Source organism: Tepidiforma flava, assembly GCF_027594505.1.
Lineage (GTDB): Bacteria > Chloroflexota > Dehalococcoidia > Tepidiformales > Tepidiformaceae > Tepidiforma > Tepidiforma flava.
Genome location: NZ_CP115149.1, coordinates 1,451,402 through 1,472,524, shown reverse-complemented (window position 1 = coordinate 1,472,524; position 21,123 = coordinate 1,451,402). Strand labels below are relative to the sequence as shown.

The 21,123-nt window shown below is 71.8% G+C and carries 24 protein-coding genes; 9 read left to right on the top strand and 15 right to left on the bottom strand.

The features are described from left to right. The first annotated feature begins 38 nt into the window (after window positions 1-38). Entirely contained in the window at window positions 39-818 is a 780-nt protein-coding gene (gene rlmB / locus O0235_RS08265; RefSeq protein WP_270055317.1) for a 23S rRNA (guanosine(2251)-2'-O)-methyltransferase RlmB, read from the top strand. Here the strand turns inward: rlmB and O0235_RS08260 are convergent. Further along, entirely contained in the window at window positions 736-2,022 is a 1,287-nt protein-coding gene (locus tag O0235_RS08260) for a multidrug effflux MFS transporter (RefSeq protein ID WP_270055316.1), read from the bottom strand. The two genes, rlmB and O0235_RS08260, sit on opposite strands and share 83 nt — an antisense overlap. Window positions 2,023-2,124: 102 nt before the next feature. Between O0235_RS08260 and O0235_RS08255 the strand changes: the two genes are divergently transcribed. Next, the gene (locus O0235_RS08255; RefSeq protein ID WP_270055315.1) at window positions 2,125-3,339 is read left to right on the top strand and encodes a hypothetical protein; all 1,215 of its coding nucleotides are present in this window, start codon (window positions 2,125-2,127) and stop codon (window positions 3,337-3,339) included. A 103-nt stretch (window positions 3,340-3,442) separates the two neighbouring features. Further along, the gene (locus O0235_RS08250; protein ID WP_270055314.1) at window positions 3,443-3,823 is read left to right on the top strand and encodes a hypothetical protein; all 381 of its coding nucleotides are present in this window, start codon (window positions 3,443-3,445) and stop codon (window positions 3,821-3,823) included. A 661-nt stretch (window positions 3,824-4,484) separates the two neighbouring features. Here the strand turns inward: O0235_RS08250 and O0235_RS08245 are convergent. The 6 genes from O0235_RS08245 to O0235_RS08220 all read right to left on the bottom strand — a co-directional run bounded on the left by O0235_RS08245 (window position 4,485) and on the right by O0235_RS08220 (window position 11,181). After that, window positions 4,485-5,018, bottom strand: a complete 534-nt coding sequence (locus O0235_RS08245; protein WP_270055313.1) for a DinB family protein — start codon at window positions 5,016-5,018, stop codon at window positions 4,485-4,487. A gap of 23 nt (window positions 5,019-5,041) precedes the next feature. After that, on the bottom strand, window positions 5,042-6,280 hold the full coding sequence (locus tag O0235_RS08240; protein WP_270055312.1) for a pyridoxal phosphate-dependent decarboxylase family protein: 1,239 nt from the start codon (window positions 6,278-6,280) through the stop codon (window positions 5,042-5,044). 63 nt (window positions 6,281-6,343) lie between these two features. Further along, window positions 6,344-7,573 carry an aspartate kinase gene (locus tag O0235_RS08235; protein ID WP_270055311.1) on the bottom strand — a complete coding sequence of 410 codons (1,230 nt, stop codon included), beginning with the start codon at window positions 7,571-7,573 and terminating at the stop codon, window positions 6,344-6,346. Between the two features lie 265 nt (window positions 7,574-7,838). Further along, window positions 7,839-8,885, bottom strand: coding sequence for a hypothetical protein (locus O0235_RS08230; protein ID WP_270055310.1), 1,047 nt, complete (start codon window positions 8,883-8,885; stop codon window positions 7,839-7,841). Window positions 8,886-8,927: 42 nt separating this feature from the next. Then, the gene (locus O0235_RS08225; protein WP_270055309.1) at window positions 8,928-9,965 is read right to left on the bottom strand and encodes a hypothetical protein; all 1,038 of its coding nucleotides are present in this window, start codon (window positions 9,963-9,965) and stop codon (window positions 8,928-8,930) included. Window positions 9,966-10,026: 61 nt separating this feature from the next. Beyond that, a complete protein-coding gene (locus O0235_RS08220; RefSeq protein ID WP_270055308.1) occupies window positions 10,027-11,181 on the bottom strand; it encodes a DegT/DnrJ/EryC1/StrS family aminotransferase in 1,155 nt (384 codons plus the stop codon). A 49-nt stretch (window positions 11,182-11,230) separates the two neighbouring features. Between O0235_RS08220 and O0235_RS08215 the strand changes: the two genes are divergently transcribed. Further along, window positions 11,231-12,193 carry an alpha/beta fold hydrolase gene (locus tag O0235_RS08215; RefSeq protein ID WP_270055307.1) on the top strand — a complete coding sequence of 321 codons (963 nt, stop codon included), beginning with the start codon at window positions 11,231-11,233 and terminating at the stop codon, window positions 12,191-12,193. Window positions 12,194-12,359: 166 nt separating this feature from the next. Here the strand turns inward: O0235_RS08215 and O0235_RS08210 are convergent, their stop codons facing one another. The 3 genes from O0235_RS08210 to O0235_RS08200 are packed head-to-tail and all read right to left on the bottom strand — an operon-like array spanning window position 12,360 to window position 14,256. Beyond that, the gene (locus O0235_RS08210; RefSeq protein WP_270055306.1) at window positions 12,360-12,698 is read right to left on the bottom strand and encodes an ArsR/SmtB family transcription factor; all 339 of its coding nucleotides are present in this window, start codon (window positions 12,696-12,698) and stop codon (window positions 12,360-12,362) included. A gap of 32 nt (window positions 12,699-12,730) precedes the next feature. Further along, window positions 12,731-13,666, bottom strand: a complete 936-nt coding sequence (locus tag O0235_RS08205) for a hypothetical protein (RefSeq protein WP_270055305.1) — start codon at window positions 13,664-13,666, stop codon at window positions 12,731-12,733. Then, on the bottom strand, window positions 13,663-14,256 hold the full coding sequence (locus O0235_RS08200; protein ID WP_270055304.1) for an acyltransferase: 594 nt from the start codon (window positions 14,254-14,256) through the stop codon (window positions 13,663-13,665). The genes O0235_RS08205 and O0235_RS08200 overlap by 4 nt, the downstream gene beginning before the upstream one ends. A gap of 188 nt (window positions 14,257-14,444) precedes the next feature. On the opposite strand from O0235_RS08200, the gene O0235_RS08195 reads away from it, so the two are divergent. Together O0235_RS08195 and O0235_RS08190 are read left to right on the top strand one after the other, a co-directional pair. Beyond that, complete coding sequence (locus O0235_RS08195) at window positions 14,445-14,840, top strand: hypothetical protein (protein ID WP_270055303.1); 396 nt, start codon at window positions 14,445-14,447, stop codon at window positions 14,838-14,840. 13 nt (window positions 14,841-14,853) lie between these two features. Then, complete coding sequence (locus tag O0235_RS08190; RefSeq protein ID WP_270055302.1) at window positions 14,854-15,351, top strand: hypothetical protein; 498 nt, start codon at window positions 14,854-14,856, stop codon at window positions 15,349-15,351. A gap of 13 nt (window positions 15,352-15,364) precedes the next feature. Here the strand turns inward: O0235_RS08190 and O0235_RS08185 are convergent, their stop codons facing one another. Continuing rightward, entirely contained in the window at window positions 15,365-16,306 is a 942-nt protein-coding gene (locus O0235_RS08185; protein ID WP_270055301.1) for a phosphotriesterase family protein, read from the bottom strand. Between the two features lie 134 nt (window positions 16,307-16,440). Here O0235_RS08185 and O0235_RS08180 point away from each other — a divergent pair, with 134 nt between their 5' ends. Both O0235_RS08180 and O0235_RS08175 read left to right on the top strand, forming a co-directional pair. Beyond that, on the top strand, window positions 16,441-16,875 hold the full coding sequence (locus O0235_RS08180) for a hypothetical protein (RefSeq protein WP_270055300.1): 435 nt from the start codon (window positions 16,441-16,443) through the stop codon (window positions 16,873-16,875). A gap of 8 nt (window positions 16,876-16,883) precedes the next feature. Then, window positions 16,884-17,417, top strand: coding sequence for a DinB family protein (locus O0235_RS08175; protein ID WP_270055299.1), 534 nt, complete (start codon window positions 16,884-16,886; stop codon window positions 17,415-17,417). 9 nt (window positions 17,418-17,426) lie between these two features. Here the strand turns inward: O0235_RS08175 and O0235_RS08170 are convergent, their stop codons facing one another. Beyond that, window positions 17,427-18,596 (bottom strand): WD40/YVTN/BNR-like repeat-containing protein, encoded by a 1,170-nt coding sequence (locus tag O0235_RS08170; RefSeq protein ID WP_270055298.1) that lies wholly within the window; start codon window positions 18,594-18,596, stop codon window positions 17,427-17,429. 53 nt (window positions 18,597-18,649) lie between these two features. Then, on the bottom strand, window positions 18,650-19,150 hold the full coding sequence (locus tag O0235_RS08165; protein WP_270055297.1) for a VOC family protein: 501 nt from the start codon (window positions 19,148-19,150) through the stop codon (window positions 18,650-18,652). Between the two features lie 81 nt (window positions 19,151-19,231). On the opposite strand from O0235_RS08165, the gene O0235_RS08160 reads away from it, so the two are divergent. Next, window positions 19,232-20,245, top strand: coding sequence for a DNA polymerase domain-containing protein (locus tag O0235_RS08160; RefSeq protein ID WP_270055296.1), 1,014 nt, complete (start codon window positions 19,232-19,234; stop codon window positions 20,243-20,245). Window positions 20,246-20,265: 20 nt separating this feature from the next. Here the strand turns inward: O0235_RS08160 and O0235_RS08155 are convergent, their stop codons facing one another. Together O0235_RS08155 and O0235_RS08150 are read right to left on the bottom strand one after the other, a co-directional pair. Then, window positions 20,266-20,535 (bottom strand): YciI family protein, encoded by a 270-nt coding sequence (locus O0235_RS08155; RefSeq protein ID WP_270055295.1) that lies wholly within the window; start codon window positions 20,533-20,535, stop codon window positions 20,266-20,268. Between the two features lie 35 nt (window positions 20,536-20,570). Then, window positions 20,571-21,116 carry a pyridoxamine 5'-phosphate oxidase family protein gene (locus tag O0235_RS08150; RefSeq protein ID WP_270055294.1) on the bottom strand — a complete coding sequence of 182 codons (546 nt, stop codon included), beginning with the start codon at window positions 21,114-21,116 and terminating at the stop codon, window positions 20,571-20,573. Window positions 21,117-21,123: the final 7 nt, after the last annotated feature.

The following is a 21,123-nucleotide window of genomic DNA, read 5'->3' as shown; positions in this document are numbered from 1 at the left end:
CGGCGCGCCTCAGCCCGGGGCGTGCGAAACTCGGAGGCATGGCCCGCCTGCGCCCGAAGCCGAACAGCACGCCGGACGACGTTGCCTACGGGGTGAACGCGGTGGCGATGGCGCTGGAGACGGGGCACGCGAAATCGCTGCTGTACTACCGGGAGACGGCGAACGAGCGGGTGCTGGCGCTGGCGGAGCGGGCGCGGGAGGCCGGGCTGCGGGTGGAGGGGGTCGATGCCCGGCGGCTGGACGAGCTGAGCGGGGACGGCGTGCACCAGGGCGTGCTGGCGCGGGTTCGGCCGGTGGAGCCGGTGGACCTGAAGGCGGTGGCGAAGGCGGCCGGGCGGCAGTCGCTCGTGCTGCTGCTGGACCGGGTGACGGACCCGCAGAACGTGGGCGCGATCCTGCGGACGGCGGTGGCCGTGGGGGCAGATGCGATCGTGCTGCCGCTGCGGCGGGGCGCGCTGATCACGCCGGGGGTGCACCGGGCGAGCGCGGGGCTCAGCTTCGTCGCGCCGGTGGCCGCGCCGCAGAACCTCGCGCAGGCGGTGCGGACGCTGAAGGAGGCGAACTACTGGGTGGCGGCGGCGGATGCCGGGGAGGGGAGCGAGCCGGCGACGGCGTTCGACTGGCCGGGGCGGACGGCGCTCATCGTGGGGAGCGAGGGCGAAGGGGTGGGCCAGCTGCTGCTGCGGGAGAGCGATTTCCGGGTCGCGCTGCCGATGGACCCGCGAGTGGAATCGCTCAACGTGGCGGTGGCGACGGGCGCGCTGGCGTACCTGTGGCGGCGGCAGCACCCGTTCCCGGCGCCGGCGCCCGGGGGCTGAAGGCCGGCGGCCGGGCGAGGAGGAAGAGGCCGAGCGCGGCCGTGGAGGCTGCCGCCATGCCGCCGGCGAGCGTGGCCGGGCCGGGCTGGACGGCAGCGGAGAACGCGATGCTGGCGGCGGAGGCGAGCGCCATCTGGGTGAAGCCCATGACGGCGGAGGCGAGGCCGGCCATCTCCGGGAAGTCGGCGAGCGCGGTGGCCGTCGCGGCCGGCCGGGCCATGCCGTTCCCGGCGAGGATGACGAAGGCCGGGAGGACCGTCGCGGGGAGGGCTTCGATGCCGAGGAGGGCAAGGGCCGTCATCACGGCGGCCGCTGTCCAGCCCATCGCAGCCGCGAGGAGGACGATCCGGCCGGGCGGCCAGCGGCTCGAGAGCCGGCGGCAGACGGTCGCGCCGGCCATGATGCCGAAGGAGACGAAGCCGAAGCTGAGGCCGAAAACGAGCGGGCTCGCGCCGAGGTCGTCGACGAGAACGAAGGAGCTGGTGGAGATGAAGATGAGCTGCCCGGCGAACAGGAGGCCCAGGAGCAGGGCGGCGGTGACGAAGGTGCGGGAGCGGAAGAGGCGGCGGTAGTTCGCGGCCTGGCGGGAGAGCGCGAGAGCGGACGGGTCGGGGGAGCGGTTCGTTTCGGGGACGAGGGCGAGGAAGGCGGTGGCGAGGATGAGCCCGACGGCGGCCTGGAGGACGAAGACCACGCGCCAGGTGGCGTACTCCTGGATGAGGCCGCCGAAGACGGGCGCGATCATCGGGGCGAGGGCGATGGAGAGGGTGATGAGGGCGAGGATGCCGATGGCGCGCTCGCGGCGGTAGGTATCAATGACGACAGCGTTGGCGATGGCGGGGCCGGCGCCGCCGCCGAGGCCCTGGAGCACCCGGCCGGCGAGCAGGACGGGGATGCTCGGCGCAGCGAGGCAGAGGAGGCTGCCGGCGATGAAGAGCGCGAGCCCGGCGAGGAGGGCGGGCCGCCGGCCGGCGCGGTCGGAGAGCGGCCCCCAGAAGAGCTGGGCGCCAGCGAAGGCGAAGATGAAGAGCGTGACGGCGAGGGAGAGCGTGCCCGTGCTCGTGTCGAATTCGCGGGCCATCGCGGGCATCGAGGGAAGGAAGACGTCGACGGCGATAGGGGCGAGGGCGGCGATGCCGACGAGGACCGCGGTCGCGGCCGGGCGTTCGACCCGGGAAAGCGGCGGAGCAGGGGGCCGGGCCATGCGGGGCATCGTACGGGCGGGGCGCGGCTCGCGACAGGCAGGGGAACCTTTGGCGCGCCCGGGGCGTTTTCGGCAGAGGGAGATGTCCCCCGGGAGGCAGGGATGCGGCGGTTGGTGCTGGCAGCAGCAGGCGCGATGGCGGTCGCGGCGGCGGCCGCCTGCAGCGGGGGCGAGCGCGAACGGCCCGCGCAGCCCGGCGGCGCGGCGACGACGGAGACCCCCGCCGCGGCGCGGCCGCTGGCCGTCCTGGCCGTGCAGACGGGACATGAGGACACGCCGGGGCGGAGCTACCCGCTGCTGGAGGTCGTGAGCTTCGACGCCGTGACGGGGGAGGAGGCCGCGCGCTTCGAGGCCGGCGGCAGGGACGATTTCCTCACACCGGGGATGGTCTTCCTTGCCGGGCGGGAGGTGGTGACCGTGGGCGAGGGGCGGGTCGCGCGCCGGGCGCTCGATGGGCGGGAGCTCGGCGTCCTCGTCGACTGGCGGGAGGACCAGCGGCCGACGTCGGCGGCGCTCTCGCACGATGGGCGGCTGCTCGCGGTGGGCTGGGAGGACGCCGGGCTGCGGGACCGGGAGAACGGCGGGCTCATCGTGGTCGAAGTGGCGACCGGGCGGGTCGTCCGGGAGTGGGGGATGGACGTCTTCGGGCCTGCGGTCGGGGCCTGGCCGGCGCCGGCGGGCTGGCACGCGGACGACCGGGGGCTGGAGGTGTTCGGCTTTGCGCACCGCGGCGGGCCGGGGGTGTACGCCGCGGTGCGGCTGGACGGGAGCGTCGCGCGGCGGGGGCCGGTCGTGGCGGGCATCGAGCCCGGCGGACGGCTGATCGCCACGGCACCCGGCGGGTGGACGTGGGCGTGCATGGGCATCGCCATGGCGGCCCGGGAGCTGGTGTTCGCCGACCCGGTGAGCGGGCGCGAGGCGGGCCGGGCGGCGCTGGACGGCTTCGCGCTCTCGCCGCTGCGCTTCGCGCCCGGCGCGGACGCTGTGCTCATCGAGGCCTACCCGGTCCGCCCCGCGCCGGCGGGCGGCGGCGAATGCTACGCGTGGCAGGCGGGCCCCGAGGTGTACCTGTTCACGTTCGCCAGCGGGAAGCTGGAGCGGGTGCGCGACCCGGGCGCGGTCGCGGCGGCGTGGAACGACCCGGCGCTGCCGGTCATCGTGTGCGCCAGCGCCGCCGCGGAGGCGGGGCCGTGGGCGGAGGTGCGCGACCCGCGGTGGCCGGTCTTCTGCGAAGGAGGCGCCGAGGTGCGCCTCGGCGGGAAGGTCGCGCTGCGCGCAGAGCAGCTGCGGGTGCTGGGCATCGCGCCCGGGAACTGAGGCGGGAAGCGGGAAGCGGGAACCGGGAGACGGGAAGCGGGAGCAGGGAGGGAGGACAACCTCCAACCTCCAACCTCCAACCTCCACCGCGTATGATGCGCGCATGACGCAGCCGGGGCCTTCGCCATTTCCGGGTCCGGAGGAGCTGCTGAAGCAATTCCAGCAGCTGAACGAGCAGTTCCTCTCGGCATGGGGGAAGACGTACGAGAGCTTCATGGCTTCGGCGGCGGGCCAGGAGGCCTCGAAGGAGACGCAGCAGGCGTACGTGGCGACACGGGCGGCGCTCGCGCGGGCGGCGCGGGAGGCGTGGGGACCGCTCATCGAGGCGGCGGGCGCGGTGCCGCTGACGGAGTTCCAGCGGCTGGCGGACCAGGTGCAGCTTCTCCTCGAGCGGCTGGACGCAGTCGATGACCGGCTCGAGGAGATCGCCGGGATGCTGCGCGAGGCGGGGAAGGGCAAGGGGAAGAAGAAGGCGCAGGGGTAGGGGGATGCCGCGGGCGCGGCGCCCGCGGCGGGGGATAGCTGGCCGCCTTCGGCGGCGGCGCCGCGGGATGCCGCCGCTCCGCGGCGGCGGTGGCGGGGAGGAGGGAGCTGGGAGCTGGGAGCTGGGAGCTGGGAGCTGGGAGCTGGGAGCTGGGAGCTGGGAGCTGGGAGGGAGGATAACCTCCAACCTCCAACCTCCANCCTCCAACCTCCAACCTCCAACCTCCAACCTCCAACCTCCAACCTCCAACCTCCAACCTCCAACCTCCAACCGTAGTCGCGGGGCTCCGTCCCTGCGGGGCGCCATGCGCCCAACGGATGTTCCGCGATAGGGAAACCGGGAACCGGGAAGCGGGAAACGGGAGGCAGGAGGCGCGAGAGGTGGATGCCGACGTCGGGGTGGGCCTTGCCGGCCCTCCGCGGGGACGGAGCCCGCGGGCGATGGAGTTGGGAGGTTGAAGTTGGGAGTTGGGAGGGGCCTCGGGAGGAGAGTTCTCCCTTTCTCCCTTTCTCCCTTTCTCCCTTTCTCCCTTTCTCCCTTTCTCCCTTTCTCCCTTTCTGACGGAGCCCCGCGGCGATGGAGTTGGGAGGTTGAAGTTGGGAGTTGGGAGGGGCCTCGGGAGGAGATTTCTCCCTTTCTCCCTTTCTCCCTTTCTCCCTTCTCAGTCCTCGCTCCTCCCTGTCCCCTCCTTCGCCCATTTGAAGTGCATGCGGCCGTGGTCGGCGTTGGCGGCGAGGATGCCGCCGATGGTGCCGTCGGCCCAGGGGGCGCCGGGGATCGTCTGCTGGAGCTGGTCGTCGGTGAGGTCGGCGAGGAGGGCGAGTGTCTCGGCGCGGGCCGCGAGGCCGATGCGGGCGAGCTCGTCGAACGGTTTGCCGCGGTGCTCTTCGGCCCAGGCCTCGGTCCATGCGTGGATGCCGGCCATCACTTCATCGCGGGATTGCGGGGTGCCGTCGGCGCGGAGACGGCGGGGAAGGGCGGTTTCGCCGCGGAGGTGGCGCCGGATCATGTCGTTCCAGTTCCGTTCGATGAGGGTGGTGTGGATGAAGTGGTCGGCGTAGGACCACCACGTCTCCGGGTCGTGTTCGGAGCGGGTGCGCGGGGCGTGGAGTTCTTCCGGGCTCATGGCGGAGAGGGTTTCGAGGAGCCAGGCGCGGTCGCGGCTGAGCTTGATTTCGATGTCGATGCGGTTCACGGGGCCTCCGGCGATGTGGTCCGTCAGTTGTACGCCGCGCGGGCGGTGCCGGTCGAATCGCCGGAGCGGGCGGCTTCGACGGCGCGGGCTGCGGCGCCGGCGTAGTCGGCGGCGTACCGTTCGTGGACCGGGGTGGCCATGACGTGGATGCCGTCGGGGGCGGTGGTGCGGCCGGCGACCCAGCCTTCGCGGGCCATGGCGGCAGCGACGCGGCCCATGCTGACGCCTTCGGCGGCCCAGGCGAAGGCGTAGAGCGGGGGTTCGCCGTGGATACGGAGCCCGGGGATGCGCTCGCGGAGGCCGGCTTCGATGGCGGCGCGGGCGCGCATGCTGGCGGCGGCGAGGCCGCGGTAGCCTTCGCGGCCGAGGAACTGGAAGGCGGCCCACGCCGCCGCGATGGCGCCGCCGGGGCGGGTGCCGGTGAAGGTGAGGCCGCTGTACGTGCCGCTCGGCCAGTCGTCGAAGGTGTAGCGGGCGAATTCGCGGTGGGCTTCGGAGCGGAAGAGGAGGGCCGAGGCGGGCTTGGCGGCGAAGCCGGACTTGTGGAGGTCGGCGGAGACGGAGGTGACGCCCTCGCATTCGAAGGCGAAAGGCGGGACGGGGTAGCCGAGGTCGCGGACGAAGGGGCCGAGGATGCCGCCGACGCAGGCGTCGACGTGGAGCCAGAGGCCGCGGTCGGCGGCGAGGCGGGCGAGGTCGGCGATGGGGTCGATGACGCCGAGGGAGTAGGCGGGCGCGGAGGCGTAGAGGCCGACGGTGCGCGCATCGACGGCGGCGGCGATGGCGGCAGGGTCGGCGCGGTAATCGGGGCCGACGGGGACGCGGCGGACATCGAGGCCGAGGTAGTGGGCGGCCTTGTTGAGGGCGGGGTGGGCGGAATGGGGCGCGACGACGGCGGGCCGCTCGAGGCCGGGGCGGCTGGCGCGGGCCCATTCGCGCATGGCGTAGACGGCGAGGAAGATGCTTTCGGTGCCGCCGCTGGTGAAGATGCCGGGCGTCTCCGGGCCGCCGCCGAGGAGCGCGGCGACGGATTCGAGCACGTCGGCTTCCATGCGGGCGAGGCTGGGGAAGACGCGGATGCCGAGGCCGTTTTCGACGAGGAACATGCCGAAGGCGTCGCGGAGGACGTGTTCGAGCTCGTCGGAGGCGTACCAGACGTAGGCGCCGTGGCGGCCGCGGCGCCAGTCGAGGTCGCGGGCGCGGGCGGCCTCCATCTCGGCGGCGATCTCGGGCCATGGGCGGCCGCGCTCGGGGATGGGCATGGGCGGAGCTCCGGCCGGGTGGGCTGGGCTGGAGTCTACCCCGCCGGGGGCGGGGGTGCAGGGTCAGGCGGAATCGGCGTCGGCTTTTTCGAGTTCGAAGGCGGCGTGGAGGGCGCGGACGGCGTCGTGGACGCGGTCGGCGGCGATGATGCAGGTGAGCCGGATTTCGCTGGTGGAGATGAGTTCGATGTTGATGCCGGCGTCGTAGAGGGCGCGGAACATGCGGGCGGCGTAGCCCGGGGCGGTCTGGATGCCGACGCCGACGATGGAGACCTTGCCGAGGTTGGCGTTGGAGGTCCATTCGGGGGCGCCGACGCGGGCGCAGATCTCGGGCATGAGCTGCTCGGCGCGGCGGAGGTCGGCGCGGGAGACGGTGAAGGAGAGGTCGGTGAGGTTGGCTTCGGAGGCGTTCTGGACGATGGTGTCGACGCTGATGCCGGCCTCGGCGAGGGGTTCGAAGATGTTGGCGGCGATGCCGGGCCGGTCGGGGACGCGGCGGACGGTGATCTTGGCGACGTCGAGGTCGTGGGCGATGCCGCGGACGCGGTTGCGTTCTTCCAATTCTGCCTCCCCCCGGATGAGGGTGCCGGGTGCTTCGACCATGCTGGAGGTGACGAGGATGGGGACGTTGTAGACGGATGCGAGCTCGACGGCGCGGTTGTGCATAACCTGCGAGCCCTGCGTGGCGAGCTCGAGCATCTCTTCGTAGGCGATGTCTTTGAGCTTGCGGGCGGTGGGGACGATGCGCGGGTCGGCGGTGTAGATGCCTTCGACGTCTTTGCAGTTTTCGCAGCGGTCGGCGCCGAGGGCGATGGCGAGGGCGACGGCGGTGGTGTCGCTGGCGCCGCGGCCGAGGGTGAAGATCTCCTGGTGTTCGTTGACGCCCCAGTAGCCGGCGACGACGGGGACGCGGCCGGCGGCGAGCTCGGCGCGGACGCGGTCGGCTTCGACGCGGGAGATGCGGCCCTGGTAGTGGCGGCCCTGCGCGATGATGCCGGCCTGCTGCCCGGTGAGGCCGACGGCCTCCTGGCCGAGGGACTTGAGCGCCATGGCGAGGAGAGCGACGCTGACCTGTTCGCCGGTGGAGAGGAGCATATCGAGCTCGCGGGGGTCGGGGTCGGGCGCGACCTGGAGGGCGAGGTCGATGAGGTCGTCGGTGGCGGAGCCCATGGCGGAGACGACGGCGACGACCTGGTCGCCCTGGCGGACTCTGCGGATGATGCGGCCGGCGACGTGGCGGATCCGCTCCGCGTCGGCGACGGAGGTTCCGCCGTATTTCTGGACGACGAGCACGAAGGTAGCGTAGGGCGGGAGGCGGGAACGGGGAAGCGGGGAGGGGGAGAGCGGGAGAAGGGGAGAGAGGGAGAAGGGGAGAGAGGGAGAAGGGGAGAGGGAGAAGGGGAGAGAGGGGGAGAGTCCATGCTTTCCTCCTCACTCACCCTCTTTGTTTTTTGTGCTTCTCTGCTTTTCTCTTTGCGGTTTTTCTCCCTGTGTTCGCCCTTTCTCCCGCTCTCCCTCTCTCCCCTTCTCCCGCTCTCCCTCTACCGTGCCTTCGCGCTCAGTCGTGGGCGCGGAGCCAGTCGGCGAGGGCGGGCCAGACCTGGGCGCGGGCGCGGCGGCCGGCGATGACGCTGATGTGGCCGCCTTCGAGCTCGAGGAACTGTTTGTCGGCGCTGCCGACGGCATCGATGAGGGCGCAGGCGCTGGCGGCGGGGACGATGTCGTCTTTCGTGGCGCCGACGCAGAGGACGGGGGCGGTGATGCGGCGGAGGTCGATGGGCTGGCCCATGATGCGGAGTTCGCCGCGGATGAGTTCGTTGCGCTGGTAGAAGTGGCGGACCCAGTGGCGGAAGAACTGCTTCGGGAGCGGGATCCATTCGCTGGCCCAGCGGTTCATCGCTTTGTAGCCTTCGAGCCACTGGGGGTTGCCGGCGTTTTCGAGGAGGGCTTTCGCCTGCTGGAGGTCGCCGAGCGGGTTGAGCATTTTGAAGCCGCTGCGGATGAACTCGGCGGGCATGAGGTCGAAGGTTTCGATGATGGCGTCGACGTCGAAGCGGTCTTCGTCGGTGATGCGGGGGAATTCGCCGATGGAGAAGTCGATGGGGCCGACCATGGCGAGGTAGTTCTTCGCGGGGAGGGAGGGGTCGAAGGCGAGGGCGGAGGCCGTCATCGGGACGCCCATGCAGTAGCCGAAGACGGTGGCGGCCTCGGCGCGGGCGTGGCGGAGCGCCTGCCGGAGGAGGGAGGGGATCATGTCGGCGACGATGTCGTCGAGGCCGAGGTCGCGGTCCTCGGGGCCGAAGATGCCCCAGTCGACGAGGTAGAAGGGGATGCCCTCGGCGGCGAGGAACTCGGCGAAGGATTCGCCGGGGCGGAGGTCGAAGATGTAGGGCCGGGAGATGCCGAGGTAGGGGAAGAGGACCAGCGGCGTGCGGAGGCGGGGGCCGCCGAGCGGCGGGTAGTAGAAGAGCCGCGCCTTGCCGCGGAAGCCGGCGAGCACGCGGCGGGACTGGGCGACGGGCGCGGGGGCGCCGAGGGCGCTGCGGAGGCCCTGCGCGAGCCGGAGGAGCTCGCTATCGGATTCGAAGACGGGTGCCTGCGCCATGCGCGGGAGTATACGCCTCCCGCGCAAGGGGCATGACAGGGGTCAGAACTGGCACTCGGGAAGCGTCTGGAAGAGCTCGTCGAGGCCTTCGGGGTCGTACTGCTGGAGTTCGTCGAAGGTGGCGGCGGCGTCGCTGAAGAGCCGGTCGATGAGGGTGATGAGGCGGTCGGATTCGAGCTGGGCCTGCGCGACGGAGGTGAAGCTGACGGAGCGGGCTTCGCGGGTGAGGCGCTCCATGGCGGCGACGAGCTCGTCGCTCGCGGTGACGAAGACCTGGTGGATGGCCTGGCCGTCTTTGATGGGCGGCGGGTTGAGCTGGCCGATGCTGCGCTTCAGGGCGCGGGTATCGGTCAGGGCTTCTTCGAAGAAGTCGACCAGGATGCGCTCGACCTCGGCGACGGTGACGGCGCGGGCGACGTCGCGGTCGAGGCGGTCGGCGCCGTCGGTGAGCGCCTGGACCCAGGTGCCGAGGGCGGTGCAGATGCCGCTGACCCAGGCTTCGCTTTCGGGCTCGGCGGCGGCGTCGATGGTGAAGAGGGTGCGGGCGCAGGGCCGATCGGCCTCGATGGCGGCGATGAGGTCGTTGACTTTCGGGTGGTCTTTCGCGACGGCTTCGAGCTTCGGGCGGAAATCGGGCTGGCCGATATCGTCGGCGATTTTCAGGAACTCGGTGAGGAAGTCGGCGCGGTCGGGGATGGCGGCGACGCGCTTTTCGACGTCGTCGGTGCGCTTCGTGTTCTCGTCGAACTGCGTTTTGAACGCGTCCACGACCTGCTTGCCGCCGTCGATGTCGGGCTGGCCGAGGTCGGCGAAAGCGGAGCGGAAGGCTTTCTGGGCGTCCCGCTGCCTGGCGAGGGATTCGGCGAAGGCAGCCTTGGCGGCTTTCGTATCGGCGAGGTCGGCATCGATGAACGCTTCGCCGGCGGCCTCGGCGGCCTTGTCGTAGTCGGCGACGGCCTTGCAGAGGCCGTCGACCCACTGGTCGAGGGCGACTTTTTTCGTTGCATCGCCGCAGGCGGCGGCGACGAGGGCGAGGGGCAGGAGGAGCAGGGCGAGGGCTGGCGCAAACGAGCGGGACACGAAGCCTCCGGCGGCCGAATGGGGCCGTCGCCGTCATTTATCGTCGGGATGGCGCTACCGCTCAAGCAGCGGTGCGGAGGATGTCGCGCAAATTCTCACAGACGAAATCGACGTCGGCGTCCGTCATGGCGGGGAACATGGGCAGGCTGATGGCGCCGTCGAAGATGCGCTCGGACACGGGGAAATCGCCGGGCTGGTAGCCGAGCTTGCGGTAGGCGGTGTGGTAGTGGAGGGGGATGAAGTGGACGGAGGTGCCGATGCCGCGCTCGGCGAGGCGGCGGATGACGTCGTCGCGCTGGACGGGGGAGCGCTGGTTGTCGACGCGGACCATGAAGAGGTGCCAGGCGTGGCGGTTCGCCTCGTCGAAGGCGGGGAGGGTGAGGAGGGGCTCATCGCGGAGGTTGGCGACGTAGCGCATGGCGATGCGGGTGCGGGCTTCGGTGAGGCGGTCGAGTTTTGCGAGCTGGCGGCGGCCGAGGGCGGCGGCGAGGTCGGTGAGGTTGTCCTTGAAGCCGAATTCGACGATGTCGTAGCGCCAGCTGCCGCCGGCGTCGTACCGGTTCCAGGCGTCCTTCGTCATGCCGTGGAGGGTGAGGACGCGGACGCGGTCGGAGAGGGCCTGGTCGGCGGTGGCGAGGGCGCCGCCTTCGCCGGTGGTGATGTTCTTGGTGGCGTAGAAGCTGAAGGCGGTGGCATCGCCGATGCTGCCGATGGGGCGGCCGCGGTAGGCGGCGCCGATGGCGTGGGCGGCGTCTTCGAGGACGCGAATGCCGCGCGGGCGGGCGATGGCGAGGATGGCGTCCATATCGCACGGCTCGCCGGCGAAGTGGACAGGGATGACGGCCTTCGTGCGGGGCGTGATGGCGCGTTCGAAGGCTGCGGGGTCGAGGTTGGCGTCGCGCTCGCGGACGTCGACGAGGACGGGCCGGGCGCCGGTGTGGACGACGACAGTGGCGGTGGCGGAGAAGGTGTAGGCGGGGACGATGACTTCGTCGCCGGGGCCGATATCCCATGCCCGGAGGCAGAGGTGGAGGGCGGCGGTGCAGGAGTTGACGGCGTTGACGAAGGGAGCGCCGCAGGCGGCGGCGAGTTCGCGTTCGAACTCGCGGACGTTGGGGCCGGAGGTGAGCCAGCCGCTGCGCAGGGTCTCGGCGACGGCGGCGATGTCGTCGTCGTCGATGGCGGGGCGGAAGAAGGGGATGCGCAGTTCGGCCATGGGGGCAGTGTAGGATACGGGCCGGTAGCTACCAGCAGGGGAGGCGCGCGTGGCCGAGATCCGGCACCGGTTCATCGAAACGAACGGCATCCGCATGCACGTCGCGGAGGCGGGGGAGGGGTTCCCGGTGGTGTTCTGCCACGGGTTCCCGGAGCTGTGGTATTCGTGGCGGCACCAGCTGACGGCGCTGGCGGAGGCGGGCTACCGGGCGATTGCGCCGGACATGCGGGGGTACGGGGAGACGGACGCGCCGGCGGACCCGGCGCAGTACACGATGAAGGTGCTCTGCGCGGACATGGCGGGGCTGCTGGATGCGCTCGGGCTGGAGCGGGCGGTGTTCGTCGGGCACGACTGGGGTGGCGCGGTGGTGTGGCAGATGGGGCTGCGCTACCCGGGGCGGGTCGCCGCCATCGTGGGGCTGAACACGCCGTATGCGCCGCCTTCGAACCGGCGCACGACGGAGGCGCTGCGCGATTACCACGGGCTCACGGACGCGACGTTCTACATGCGGTACTTCCTGAAGCCGGGGGTCGCCGAGGCGGAGCTGGAGGCGGACATCGAGAAAACGTTCCACAAGGTGTTCATGGACTGGACCCGGGCGGAAGACTTCACGACGTTCATGACGGTGGGCGGCGACGGGAGCGGGGTGCTGGCGCGCATCCCGGATGACCGGCGGTCGTTCCTCTCGGAGGAGGAGATCGCCGTGTACGTGGGGGCATACCGGAAGACGGGCTTCCGGGGCGGGCTGAACTGGTACCGGGGAGCGGATCTGAACGCGGAGGAGGCGGACGCGCCGAAGGGCCCGCAGCTGCACGTGCCGGCGATGATGATCACGGCGGCGGACGACACGATTTTGAAGCCGGAGATGGCGGCGGCGATGCCGGCGCTCATCCCGGGCATCCGGATGGAGCACCTCGAGCGGTGCGGGCACTGGACGCAGCAGGAGCGGCCGGCGGAGGTGAACCGGCTGCTGCTGGAGTTTCTCGGGTCGCTCGGGCTGCCGCGGAGCTGACGGTCAGAGGCGGGGCCCGGCGAACGGGCGGCGGCGAAGGAACAGCCGGCGGCGGCGCCACCGCCGGAAGGGAAACAGGAACCGGAGCATGTGAACGCACCTCGCGCGAAGGGTTCGCCGGTTCCATGGCGCGGGGGCGGGGAAAGGTGACGGGGGCGCCCCCGGCTCAGGGGCAGCAGCGGGCATCGCCCTCCGGGGCCGGCTGGCCGGGCGGGCAGCAGAGGCCGTAGCAGAACGCCGCCAGCCAGCGGATGACCTCCGGGTCGAGGCAGTAGCAGGCGCCGGGGCCTTCGACTTCGCCGCGGACGATGCCGGCCTCCTTCAGGACTTTCAGGTGCTGGGAGACGGTGGACTGGGCGAGGGGGAGGGCGGCGACGAGGTCGCTGACGCAGGCGGCGCGGCGGGCGAGTTCGCTGACGATGGCGACCCGGGCAGGGTTGCCGAGGGCGCGGAAGATGGCGGCGGCGCGCTCTTCGTCGGTGGTGAGGGTGGGGATCGGCTTCATGGCGCGGGGATATCGTACCGCGGCGCGGCTGCTCAGCGGGGCCGGAGGAGCTGGAGCCGCTCGTCGATTTCCCGGAGGGGCGCGCCGCCACCGAACCGCTCGAGGACGCGGCGGCGGCCATCGAGGTTGAGGCCGAGCGCGCCGGCATCGTGGCGCTCGAGCAGGCGGCGGAGGGCGGCGCTGACGGCCTCGAAGCCGCTGGCCTGGATGGCGCCGGGCATCGGGTGGGTCCAGATGACGTAGCGGCCGCGGGCGAGGGCCTCGGCAGCCATGAACGACTGGCCGTCGTGGGTGGTGAGGCGGACGAGGACGCTGACCTCGCGGTAGAGGGCGTCCATGTCGTCGACCCAGCCGCGGGCTTCGAGGTTGGGCGGGAGCGGGCCGGGCAGCGTCTCCGGCGGCGAGGGGATGAGGAGGAAGCGGACGCCGGGGAAGGCGCCGGGCAGGCGCGCCATGGTGGCCCAGTCGAAGACTTCGCGGTCGAAGGCATCGACGGGGTAGTAGAGGAGGACAGTGAAGCGCGCCGGGAGGGGCGGGGGTTCGGCCTCGGGGACCGGGATGGGGAGGGGGACGTATTCGGCGCGGATGCCGGCCTGCCGGAGTTCGTCGGCGAGCCACGGGGCATCGCACCAGTGGATGGCGCGCTCGGCAAGGCGGGCGTCGGCGTTGCGGCGGCGGTGCTCGTCGAGGGCGATCTGGACATCGGTGCCGACCCAGTGGATGACGATGGGGCGGCGGCGGACCCGGGCGAGGCGGGCCTGGGGCGAGCCGCGGTCGAGCCGGCTGCCGATGAGGTAGACGATATCGGCGCGGGCGACGGCGGCGGCGACGCGGCCCCAGGCGGGGAGGCTGCGGCCGGGGTGGGGGAGGTAGTCGGCCCGCCAGCCGAGGGCGGCGAGGTCGGCGGCGAGCCGGCGGCCGAAGTAGGGGAGGCCGAGGACGAGGACCCGGCCGCGGGGGCCGCTCACGCGGGGGCTTCCCCGGCGCGGCGGGCGCGCGGCGCGAGGACGGTCGCGCCGGCGGGCACGTCGCGGTCGACGAGGGCATGGGCGCCGATGGTCGCGCATTCGCCGATGGTGACGCCGTGGAGGATGGTGGCGCCGATGCCGAGGTAGGCGCCGCGGCCGATGCGGACGGGCGCCTGCTGGCGCGGCCGGCGCTCGCGGAGGGGGCCGGGGCCGACATCGAGGTGGGTGATGATGCTGGCGCGCATGGCGAGGGTCGCCTCGTCCTCGATGGTAACGGCATCGGCGAGGTCGATGAGGACGTCAGTCCCAAGGTGGACGCGGGAGCCGATGCGGAGGTTCGAGAAATCGCGGCCGGCGTTGACGATGTGGATGGGGCCGTGGATGGAGACATCGCGACCGACGCGGGCGCCGAAGAGGCGGAGCAGCTCCTCGTGGTGGGCAACGGTGGTGCGGAGCTCCATGGCGATGCCGTCGATGCCGTCGCGGAGGTAGCGGGCGCGCCAGCGGGCGCGGCGGAGGGGCGCGAGGCCGGCGCGGAGGGGGCGGCCGACGGGGCGGAGGACATCGCGGAGGGTGCTGAAGGCCGGCATTGGAGGGCCTCGCGGGCGGGCTGTAAACTGTCCGTAAACAGTTCGGCGGCCCCCCGAAGGGCGGGGGGATTTGGCTTGCCTGCATAATCTTCGCCGCCTACGCTGCTAGCTGCGAGCGTATTCCCGCTCCCCAGTGAGGCGACATGAAACGAGCGATTCTCCCTGCGATTGGCGCTGTCGCGGTTGCGATGGCTGCGATTCCCGCGCTGGTGGCGGCCCAGGGTGCGCCGCCTTCGCCGCCGGCGACGTTTTACGGGTCGGTGCCCTCGGGCGTCGGCCCGGGCCAGGCGGTCCTTGCAATCGTGACGAGCGGCGGCAGCTCGCAGACCTGCGGCGTGGGGCAGACCATCGCCGACGGCTCGGGCGTGGTATACGTGGTGGACGTGATTGCGGACAGCCAGCTGGCGGGCTGCGGCGCCGCAGGCCGAACGGTGCAGTTCTACTTCGTGGGCAACCGCCAGATGGCGACGGACACGGCGACCTGGAGCGGCGCCGGGCCGGCGCAGCGGAACCTGACAGGGCTGGGGCCGCAGCTGACGCCGCGGAACATCGGCCCGCAGGTGGCGAAGGACGGCACGAACTAGCGATACTCTCGGCATGACCACACTGCGCCGCGGCAGGGCGCGCCGGCTGATGTTCTTTGCCGGGCTGCTCGCCGCGGCGCTGTCGTTCCCGGCAGCGACGGGGGCGCAGCAGCCGCCGGGGCCGCCGGATTTCGCGTGGCCGTACGGCATCGTGCAGGCCGATGGGGCGAACCTCGACCCGGCGGTCCAGCCGGTCATCGCGCTGGTGAACGGGAAGGCGTGCGGCGACGGGACGACGCAGGTGGCAGCGGCCGGGCCGGGCACGCCTGCCTCGGACGTGGGGAAGACGGTCTACGTGGTGGACGTGCTGGCGGACGGGAGCGGGCCGGGGCAGCGGCCGGGGTGCGGGGCGGCGGGGCTGCCGATCCGGCTGTGGTTCCCGGTTGCGCGGCGGTTCGCGCTGCAGGAGCCGATCTTCGCGCCGGGGGGCCAGCGATTCGATGTCGACCTCGGGCCGGTGCTGCCGTTCCGGCTGACGGCGCCGCAGGCGGCCTCGGACGGGGTGAACTGAGAGGGCGGCGGCGTTACGCCTCCCCGGTGAGGAAGCGGCGGGGGACGTCGCGGAGCATGGTGTCGATCGCGTCCTGCGGGACGCCGTCGCGGAGGAGGGCCGGGACGGCGACGGTCGAGACGAAGAGGTAGCGGGTTGGGCCCTGCGGCGGGGGCGGCTGCTGGCCTCTGACGATCGGCATGGGGGCGTAGTCGTGGCCGAGCATGAGCCGGCTGGCCCAGCCGCGGTCGATGAGCGCCTTGACGGTGGCGTTGCGCTGCTCCCACGAGGGGCGGCCGGGCGCGCCGGGGTAGCGGTCCATGGAGAGGAAGACGCCGCGCTGGAGGAGGCGTTCGAGGTAGTCGACGTCGGTGGTGTCGGCGCTGTGGCCGATGGCGACGCGGTCCATCTGGACGCCTTCGTCTTCGAAGATTTGCACCTGCTGCCAGCCGACCTCTTCGGGCGCCCACTGGTGGGTGCTGATGGGGATGCCGGTGCGTTTACAGGCGCGGGCGGCGCCGCGGAGGATGCGCTCGGCCTCGGGGGTGACGCCGCCCATGTCGTTGGCGACTTTGATGACGCCCGCGCGGATGTCGGTGGTGCCGATGCCGGTTTCGATTTCGTGCACGAAGATATCGGCGATTTCGTCGGGGTCGCGGGTCCAGAAGGAGCGGGGGATATCGCGCCAGATGCCGGTGGCGACGACGACGTTGATGCCGGCTTCGCGGGCGACATCGCGGACGAATGCGACATCGCGGCCGAGGTCGGGGGTGGTGAGGTCGATGATGGTGCCGATGCCGCCCTCGCGGGCTTCGCGGAGTTCGCGGATGGTGTTGGCGCGGGTGGCGTCCCAGTCGAACCGCCAGGGGTAGTGGTGGTTGTCTTCGCCCATGCCGACGAGGATGTGCTCGTGGCTCAGGGTGACGCCGAGGGTGCTGGCGTCGACGGGGCCGAGGACGGTCTGGACAGTCGCCATGGCGGGGATTGTGCCGCGGCTGGCGGCGGCTGTCGACGGCGGCGGCCTGACAGGCGGGGTGGAACCGGCTACACTCCCGGCCACACCGGGATGGCGCCGGCCGGCGCCATGTGCCCTGCCCTGGAGGTGACGCGATGCCTGAGTTTCCTTCGGTCGAGTGGTTCCGCGCGGCGGCGGACCTGTTGAACGCCTCGGACAGCTTCAAGCGGCTGGGGACGTGCGATGCGGAGATGGGGGTGCAGGTGGGCGACCGCTACTTCGAGATCGACTTCGAGGCGTTCGAGGTGAAGGACGTGAAGGAGATCGACGCGAAGCGGGCGGAGGAGCTGGATTTCGTGCTGGTGCAATCGCCGGAGGCGTGGCGGGCGATGATCGAGGACATCCAGCGGAACGGGCGGGCGACGCACGAGTACACGCTGAATTCGCTGGACCTGCGCAGCGCGGAGGAGTTCGCGCGCGGGAAGGATTACCACCGGCGGGATACGTTCTACCGCTTCAATCAGACGTTCCAGGAGTACTTCGACATGGCGGCGAAGATCCCGACGACGTTCCCGGCGGGGGTCGCGTAGGCCGCGGCGTGTGCGATGATGGCGGGGTGGATGGCCCGGTTTCGCTCGAACTGATCCGCTTTACGGCAGCGTTTCACGACTGGGCGAACGAGCGGATCCTGCGGGCGGCGGAGGCTGCGGGCGAGGAGGCGGCGGGGGCGCGCATCCCGGGGAGTTACGGCGACGGCTCGCTGCACGCGCTGCTGGCGCACCTCGTGGCCTCGGAGCGGCACTGGCTGCGGCGGTGGCTGGGCGACAGCGAGGCGAAGCTGGACGGGCCGGCGACGTGGCCGACGATCGCGGCAGTGCGGGAGGCGTGGGAGCGCCACCGGCCGGAGCGGGCGCGGTTTTTCGCGGAGCTCGACGAGGCGCGGCTGCTCTCGGTCTGCCGCTACCGGCGGAACCAGCCGCCGCTGCCGGACGAGCGGCCGCTCTGGCAGCTGATCCTGCACGTGTTCAACCATTCGACGCACCACCGGGCCGAGGCGGCGGCGATCCTGACGACGATCGGCCGCCCGCCGGAGAGCGTCGACATGATCGACTACATCCGGCGGGACGGCTGAGGGCGCGCGTCAGAGCAGGTCGGCGGGGAGGGCGGTGACGGAGAGGATGGGGGGCAGGGTGCCGGGGAGGCGGACCCAGGATTCGCCCCATTCGCGGCCGTACCAGACTTCGCCGTTGGTGGTGCCGAGGTAGACGCCTTCGGGGTCGATGCCGTCGGTATCCATGGCGTCGCGGTAAACGCTCTGGTAATCGTGGGGGCCGGGGAGGCCGCGGGTGAGGCGCTCCCAGGTGGCGCCGGCATCGGCAGTGCGGTAGACGGCGAACTGGCCGTTGACGACGCGGAAGTTGTCGGCCTCCATTTCGAGGGGGACGACGAACACGGCGTCGCGGCCCTGTTTCGTGACGGCGAGGGGAAAGCCGTGGAAGGAGGGGAGGCCTTTCGTGACGTCGTGCCACTGGCGCCCGGCGTTGTCGGAGCGGAAGACGCCGACGTGGGCCTGGCCCCAGAGCCGGTCGGGGTTTTTGGGGTCGATGCGGAGGCGGTGGAACTCGTTGGCGGCGAGGGGGTCGACGCCCTCCGGGGCGGGGAACTGCTCCTCCATTTCGGGGAACATCTCGGCGATCTTTTCGAACATCTCGCGGACTTCGGGCGTCGTGGCGATGGCGGTGTGCCAGCGGGGCTCCCACGTCCTGCCGCCGTCTTCGGAGCAGTAGCAGCCGCCGGTGGCGATGTTGATGAAGATGCGATCAGGCGTGCGGGGGTCGAGTTCGATGGCGGTGAGGGCGGACTGGCCGCCGCCGGTCATGTGCCAGAACTTGCGGTCCGGCAGGCGGTTGAGGTCGTCGACGGGCTGCCAGGATTCGCCCCAGTCGTCGGAGCGGAAGAGACCGGCGGGCTGGGTGCCGGCCCAGACGACGCCGGGCTGCGCCGGGTGGCCGGGGGTGATGCCCCAGACGTTGTCGATGGTGATGCCCATGTCCTGGGGGAAGCCGAGGCCGGGTGAGCGCTGGTCCCAGGTCTGGCCGCCATCGTCGCTGCGGGCGACGGAGCGGCCCCAGGCCCAGTGGTTGGCGGCGAGGAGGATGCGAGACGGCCGGCGGCGGGTGTCGACGGCGGCCTGGTAGACGGAGGTGCCCTTCAGCATCGGGGGCGAAAGCTCCCAGCGTTCGCGGGAAGCGTCGGAGCGGTAGATGAAGAAGGCTTTGCGGGTGCCGATGAGGAGCGCGGTGCCAGGCATGTGGTTCTCCTTCCTGCCCCGGCCGGGGCGCAGCGCAGTGTACGCGGTGAGGCTCAGGCCGCGGGCGAAACCTGCCCGCGGGCGGCGGCTTCGAGAGCAGCGATGTCGATCTTGACCATGCCGAGGACGGCGCCGAAGACGCGCTCGCGGACGGCCGGGTCGGGATGGGTGAGCCAGTGGTCCATGGGGCAGGCGATCTGCCAGGTGACGCCGAAGCGATCGGTCAGCCAGCCGCAGGCCTGGGCCTGGCCGCCTTCGAGGAGGGCGTTCCAGTACCGGTCGATCTCCTCCTGGGTCTCGAATTCGAGGAGGAAGGAGAAGGCGTTGTCGAGGCGGAAGCCGGGGCCGCCGTTGAGGAGCATGACAGGGTTGCCGTCGAGCTCCATGGTCACGGTGAGGACGGTGCCGGGCTCCTGGCCGTGGACCTCCCGGCCGACGCCCGGGTAGCGGGTGACGGAGGTGATGCGGGAGTTGGGGAAGATGCCGGTGTAGAAGGCAGCCGCCTCCTCGGCGCCGGATTCGAGCCAGAGGTGGGGGATGAAGCGAACGCCCATCGGCGGCTCCTGAAATGGCGATGGAGGGAAAGTATAGCAACAGTTTTTTGCCGTCAACTGTGCGGAACGTATACTGCCGGCATGGCCGGGGAGACGGCAATCGTGGACGCAGGCGGCATCGCGGTGCCGGTGACGAACCCGGGCAAGGTGTACTTCCCGGCGATTGGGCTGACGAAGCTGGAGCTGGTGCGGTACTACCTGGCCGTGGGCGAGGGGGCGCTGCGGGGGGTGGCGAACCGGCCGATGGTGCTGAAGCGGTTCGTGGACGGCGCCGGGGCGCCGCCGTTCTTCCAGAAGCGGGCGCCGCCGAAGCTGCCCCCGTACGTGCGGACGGCGAAGGTCACGTTCCCGAGCGGGCGGTCGGCGAACCTGCCGGTCATCGACAGCCTGGCCGGGATCGCCTGGGCGGTGAACCTCGGCTGCATCGACCTGAACCCGTGGCCGGTGCGCGCCGACGATGTGGAGCACCCGGACGAGCTGCGGTTCGACCTCGACCCGACGCCCGAGGCGGGGTTCGGGCAGGTGAAGGAGGCGGCCCTGCTGGTGGGCGAGCTGCTCCGCGAGTACGGGCTGGAGGGCTACCCGAAGACGTCGGGGAGCCGGGGCATCCACATCTACGTGCGCATCCTTCCGCGGTGGGAGTTCACGGCGGTGCGGCGCGCGGCGCTGGCGCTCGGCCGGGAGGCGGAGCGGCGGGCGCCGGGGCTGGTGACGACGGCCTGGTGGAAGGAGGAGCGGCACGGGGTGTTCATCGATTACAACCAGAACGCGCGCGACCGGACGGTGGCGTCGGCGTATTCGGTGCGGCCGACGCCGAACGCGCAGGTTTCGATGCCGCTGACGTGGGAGGAGCTGCCGGGCGCGGAGCTGGCCGAGTACACGGTGGCGACGGTGCCGGCGCGGTTCGCGGCGCGGGGGGACGCGATGGCGGGGCTCGATGCGCGGGCGTATTCGCTGGAGCCGCTGCTGGCGCTCTCGCGGGAGCAGGAGCGGGCGGGGCTGGGCGATGCGCCGTATCCGCCGCACTTCCCGAAGGCGCCGGGCGAACCGAAGCGGGTGCAGCCCTCGCGGGCGCGCAAGGAGGGGGACCGGTGAGCGGGGAGCGGGGGCGGCGGCTAGGCGCCGATGACGACGTGCCAGGGCTCGATGCGGTGGGCGGTGACGAGGCCGTTGAGGACGTAGGGGTCGCGCAGGACGAAGTCGGCGGCGGCGTCCGGGTCGCTGAAGACGATCAGGGCGCCGCGGACGGGTTCGCCGATCGCCCCGGCGAGGCGCAGGCGGCCGGCTTCGAAGTATTCGCGGATGAGCGCGAGGTGGGCCGGCCGGAACGGTTCGCGCCGCTCGAGGATATCGGGGACGTAGTCGTAGCTGAGGACGTGGAGCATCGCGGGCGCATGCTACCGCGCGGGGCGGCGGGCAGCTACGGGCTGGCTTCGCTCCACGGGTCGAGGCCCTCGGCTTCGGTCTGCCACATCTTGCGGCCGTCGTAGCTGCGGATGCGCTCGATATCGACGCGCAGGACGGCGCGCTCGGGGCTGTCGAAGCGGGCGAATTCGCGCTCGTAGACCTCGGGGGCGACGGCGCGGCGGCCGCCGGCGGTGATCAGCTCGCGGATGAAGCGGCGGACGGATTCGCGGTCGTGGAAGAAGGCGACGCGGCCGCGGATGGTGACCTGCTTGAACCAGTCGGCGGGGTCGTGGATGGAGAGGGAGATGGCCGGGTTGCGCTTCAGGGCGCGGTACTTGTCGCGGTTCGGGGTGGAGGTCAGCCAGATGTGGCCGTCGTACCAGCAGTACGACATCTGGGCGACGACGGGCTCGCCGGACTTCGTGACCCAGGCGACGGCGGCGCGGGTGGATTCGCGGACGATGCGCCAGAGCTCGTCGTCGTCGAGGGTGAAGGGTTCGATGTACTGGCGGCTCCACCATGCGGGGCGGGCGGCGCCGGTTCCGGGGTCGGCAGACATGGGCGGC

Coding starts and splice junctions, on each gene's coding strand:
- rlmB (WP_270055317.1), top strand. CDS start 39: ATGGCCCGCCTGCGCCCGAAGCCGAACAGCACGCCGGACGACGTTGCC.
- O0235_RS08260 (WP_270055316.1), bottom strand. CDS start 2,022: ATGGCCCGGCCCCCTGCTCCGCCGCTTTCCCGGGTCGAACGCCCGGCC.
- O0235_RS08255 (WP_270055315.1), top strand. CDS start 2,125: ATGCGGCGGTTGGTGCTGGCAGCAGCAGGCGCGATGGCGGTCGCGGCG.
- O0235_RS08250 (WP_270055314.1), top strand. CDS start 3,443: ATGACGCAGCCGGGGCCTTCGCCATTTCCGGGTCCGGAGGAGCTGCTG.
- O0235_RS08240 (WP_270055312.1), bottom strand. CDS start 6,280: ATGCCCATCCCCGAGCGCGGCCGCCCATGGCCCGAGATCGCCGCCGAG.
- O0235_RS08230 (WP_270055310.1), bottom strand. CDS start 8,885: ATGGCGCAGGCACCCGTCTTCGAATCCGATAGCGAGCTCCTCCGGCTC.
- O0235_RS08220 (WP_270055308.1), bottom strand. CDS start 11,181: ATGGCCGAACTGCGCATCCCCTTCTTCCGCCCCGCCATCGACGACGAC.
- O0235_RS08210 (WP_270055306.1), bottom strand. CDS start 12,698: ATGAAGCCGATCCCCACCCTCACCACCGACGAAGAGCGCGCCGCCGCC.
- O0235_RS08200 (WP_270055304.1), bottom strand. CDS start 14,256: ATGCCGGCCTTCAGCACCCTCCGCGATGTCCTCCGCCCCGTCGGCCGC.
- O0235_RS08195 (WP_270055303.1), top strand. CDS start 14,445: ATGGCTGCGATTCCCGCGCTGGTGGCGGCCCAGGGTGCGCCGCCTTCG.
- O0235_RS08190 (WP_270055302.1), top strand. CDS start 14,854: ATGACCACACTGCGCCGCGGCAGGGCGCGCCGGCTGATGTTCTTTGCC.
- O0235_RS08185 (WP_270055301.1), bottom strand. CDS start 16,306: ATGGCGACTGTCCAGACCGTCCTCGGCCCCGTCGACGCCAGCACCCTC.
- O0235_RS08180 (WP_270055300.1), top strand. CDS start 16,441: ATGCCTGAGTTTCCTTCGGTCGAGTGGTTCCGCGCGGCGGCGGACCTG.
- O0235_RS08170 (WP_270055298.1), bottom strand. CDS start 18,596: ATGCCTGGCACCGCGCTCCTCATCGGCACCCGCAAAGCCTTCTTCATC.
- O0235_RS08165 (WP_270055297.1), bottom strand. CDS start 19,150: ATGGGCGTTCGCTTCATCCCCCACCTCTGGCTCGAATCCGGCGCCGAG.
- O0235_RS08160 (WP_270055296.1), top strand. CDS start 19,232: ATGGCCGGGGAGACGGCAATCGTGGACGCAGGCGGCATCGCGGTGCCG.
- O0235_RS08155 (WP_270055295.1), bottom strand. CDS start 20,535: ATGCTCCACGTCCTCAGCTACGACTACGTCCCCGATATCCTCGAGCGG.
- O0235_RS08150 (WP_270055294.1), bottom strand. CDS start 21,116: ATGTCTGCCGACCCCGGAACCGGCGCCGCCCGCCCCGCATGGTGGAGC.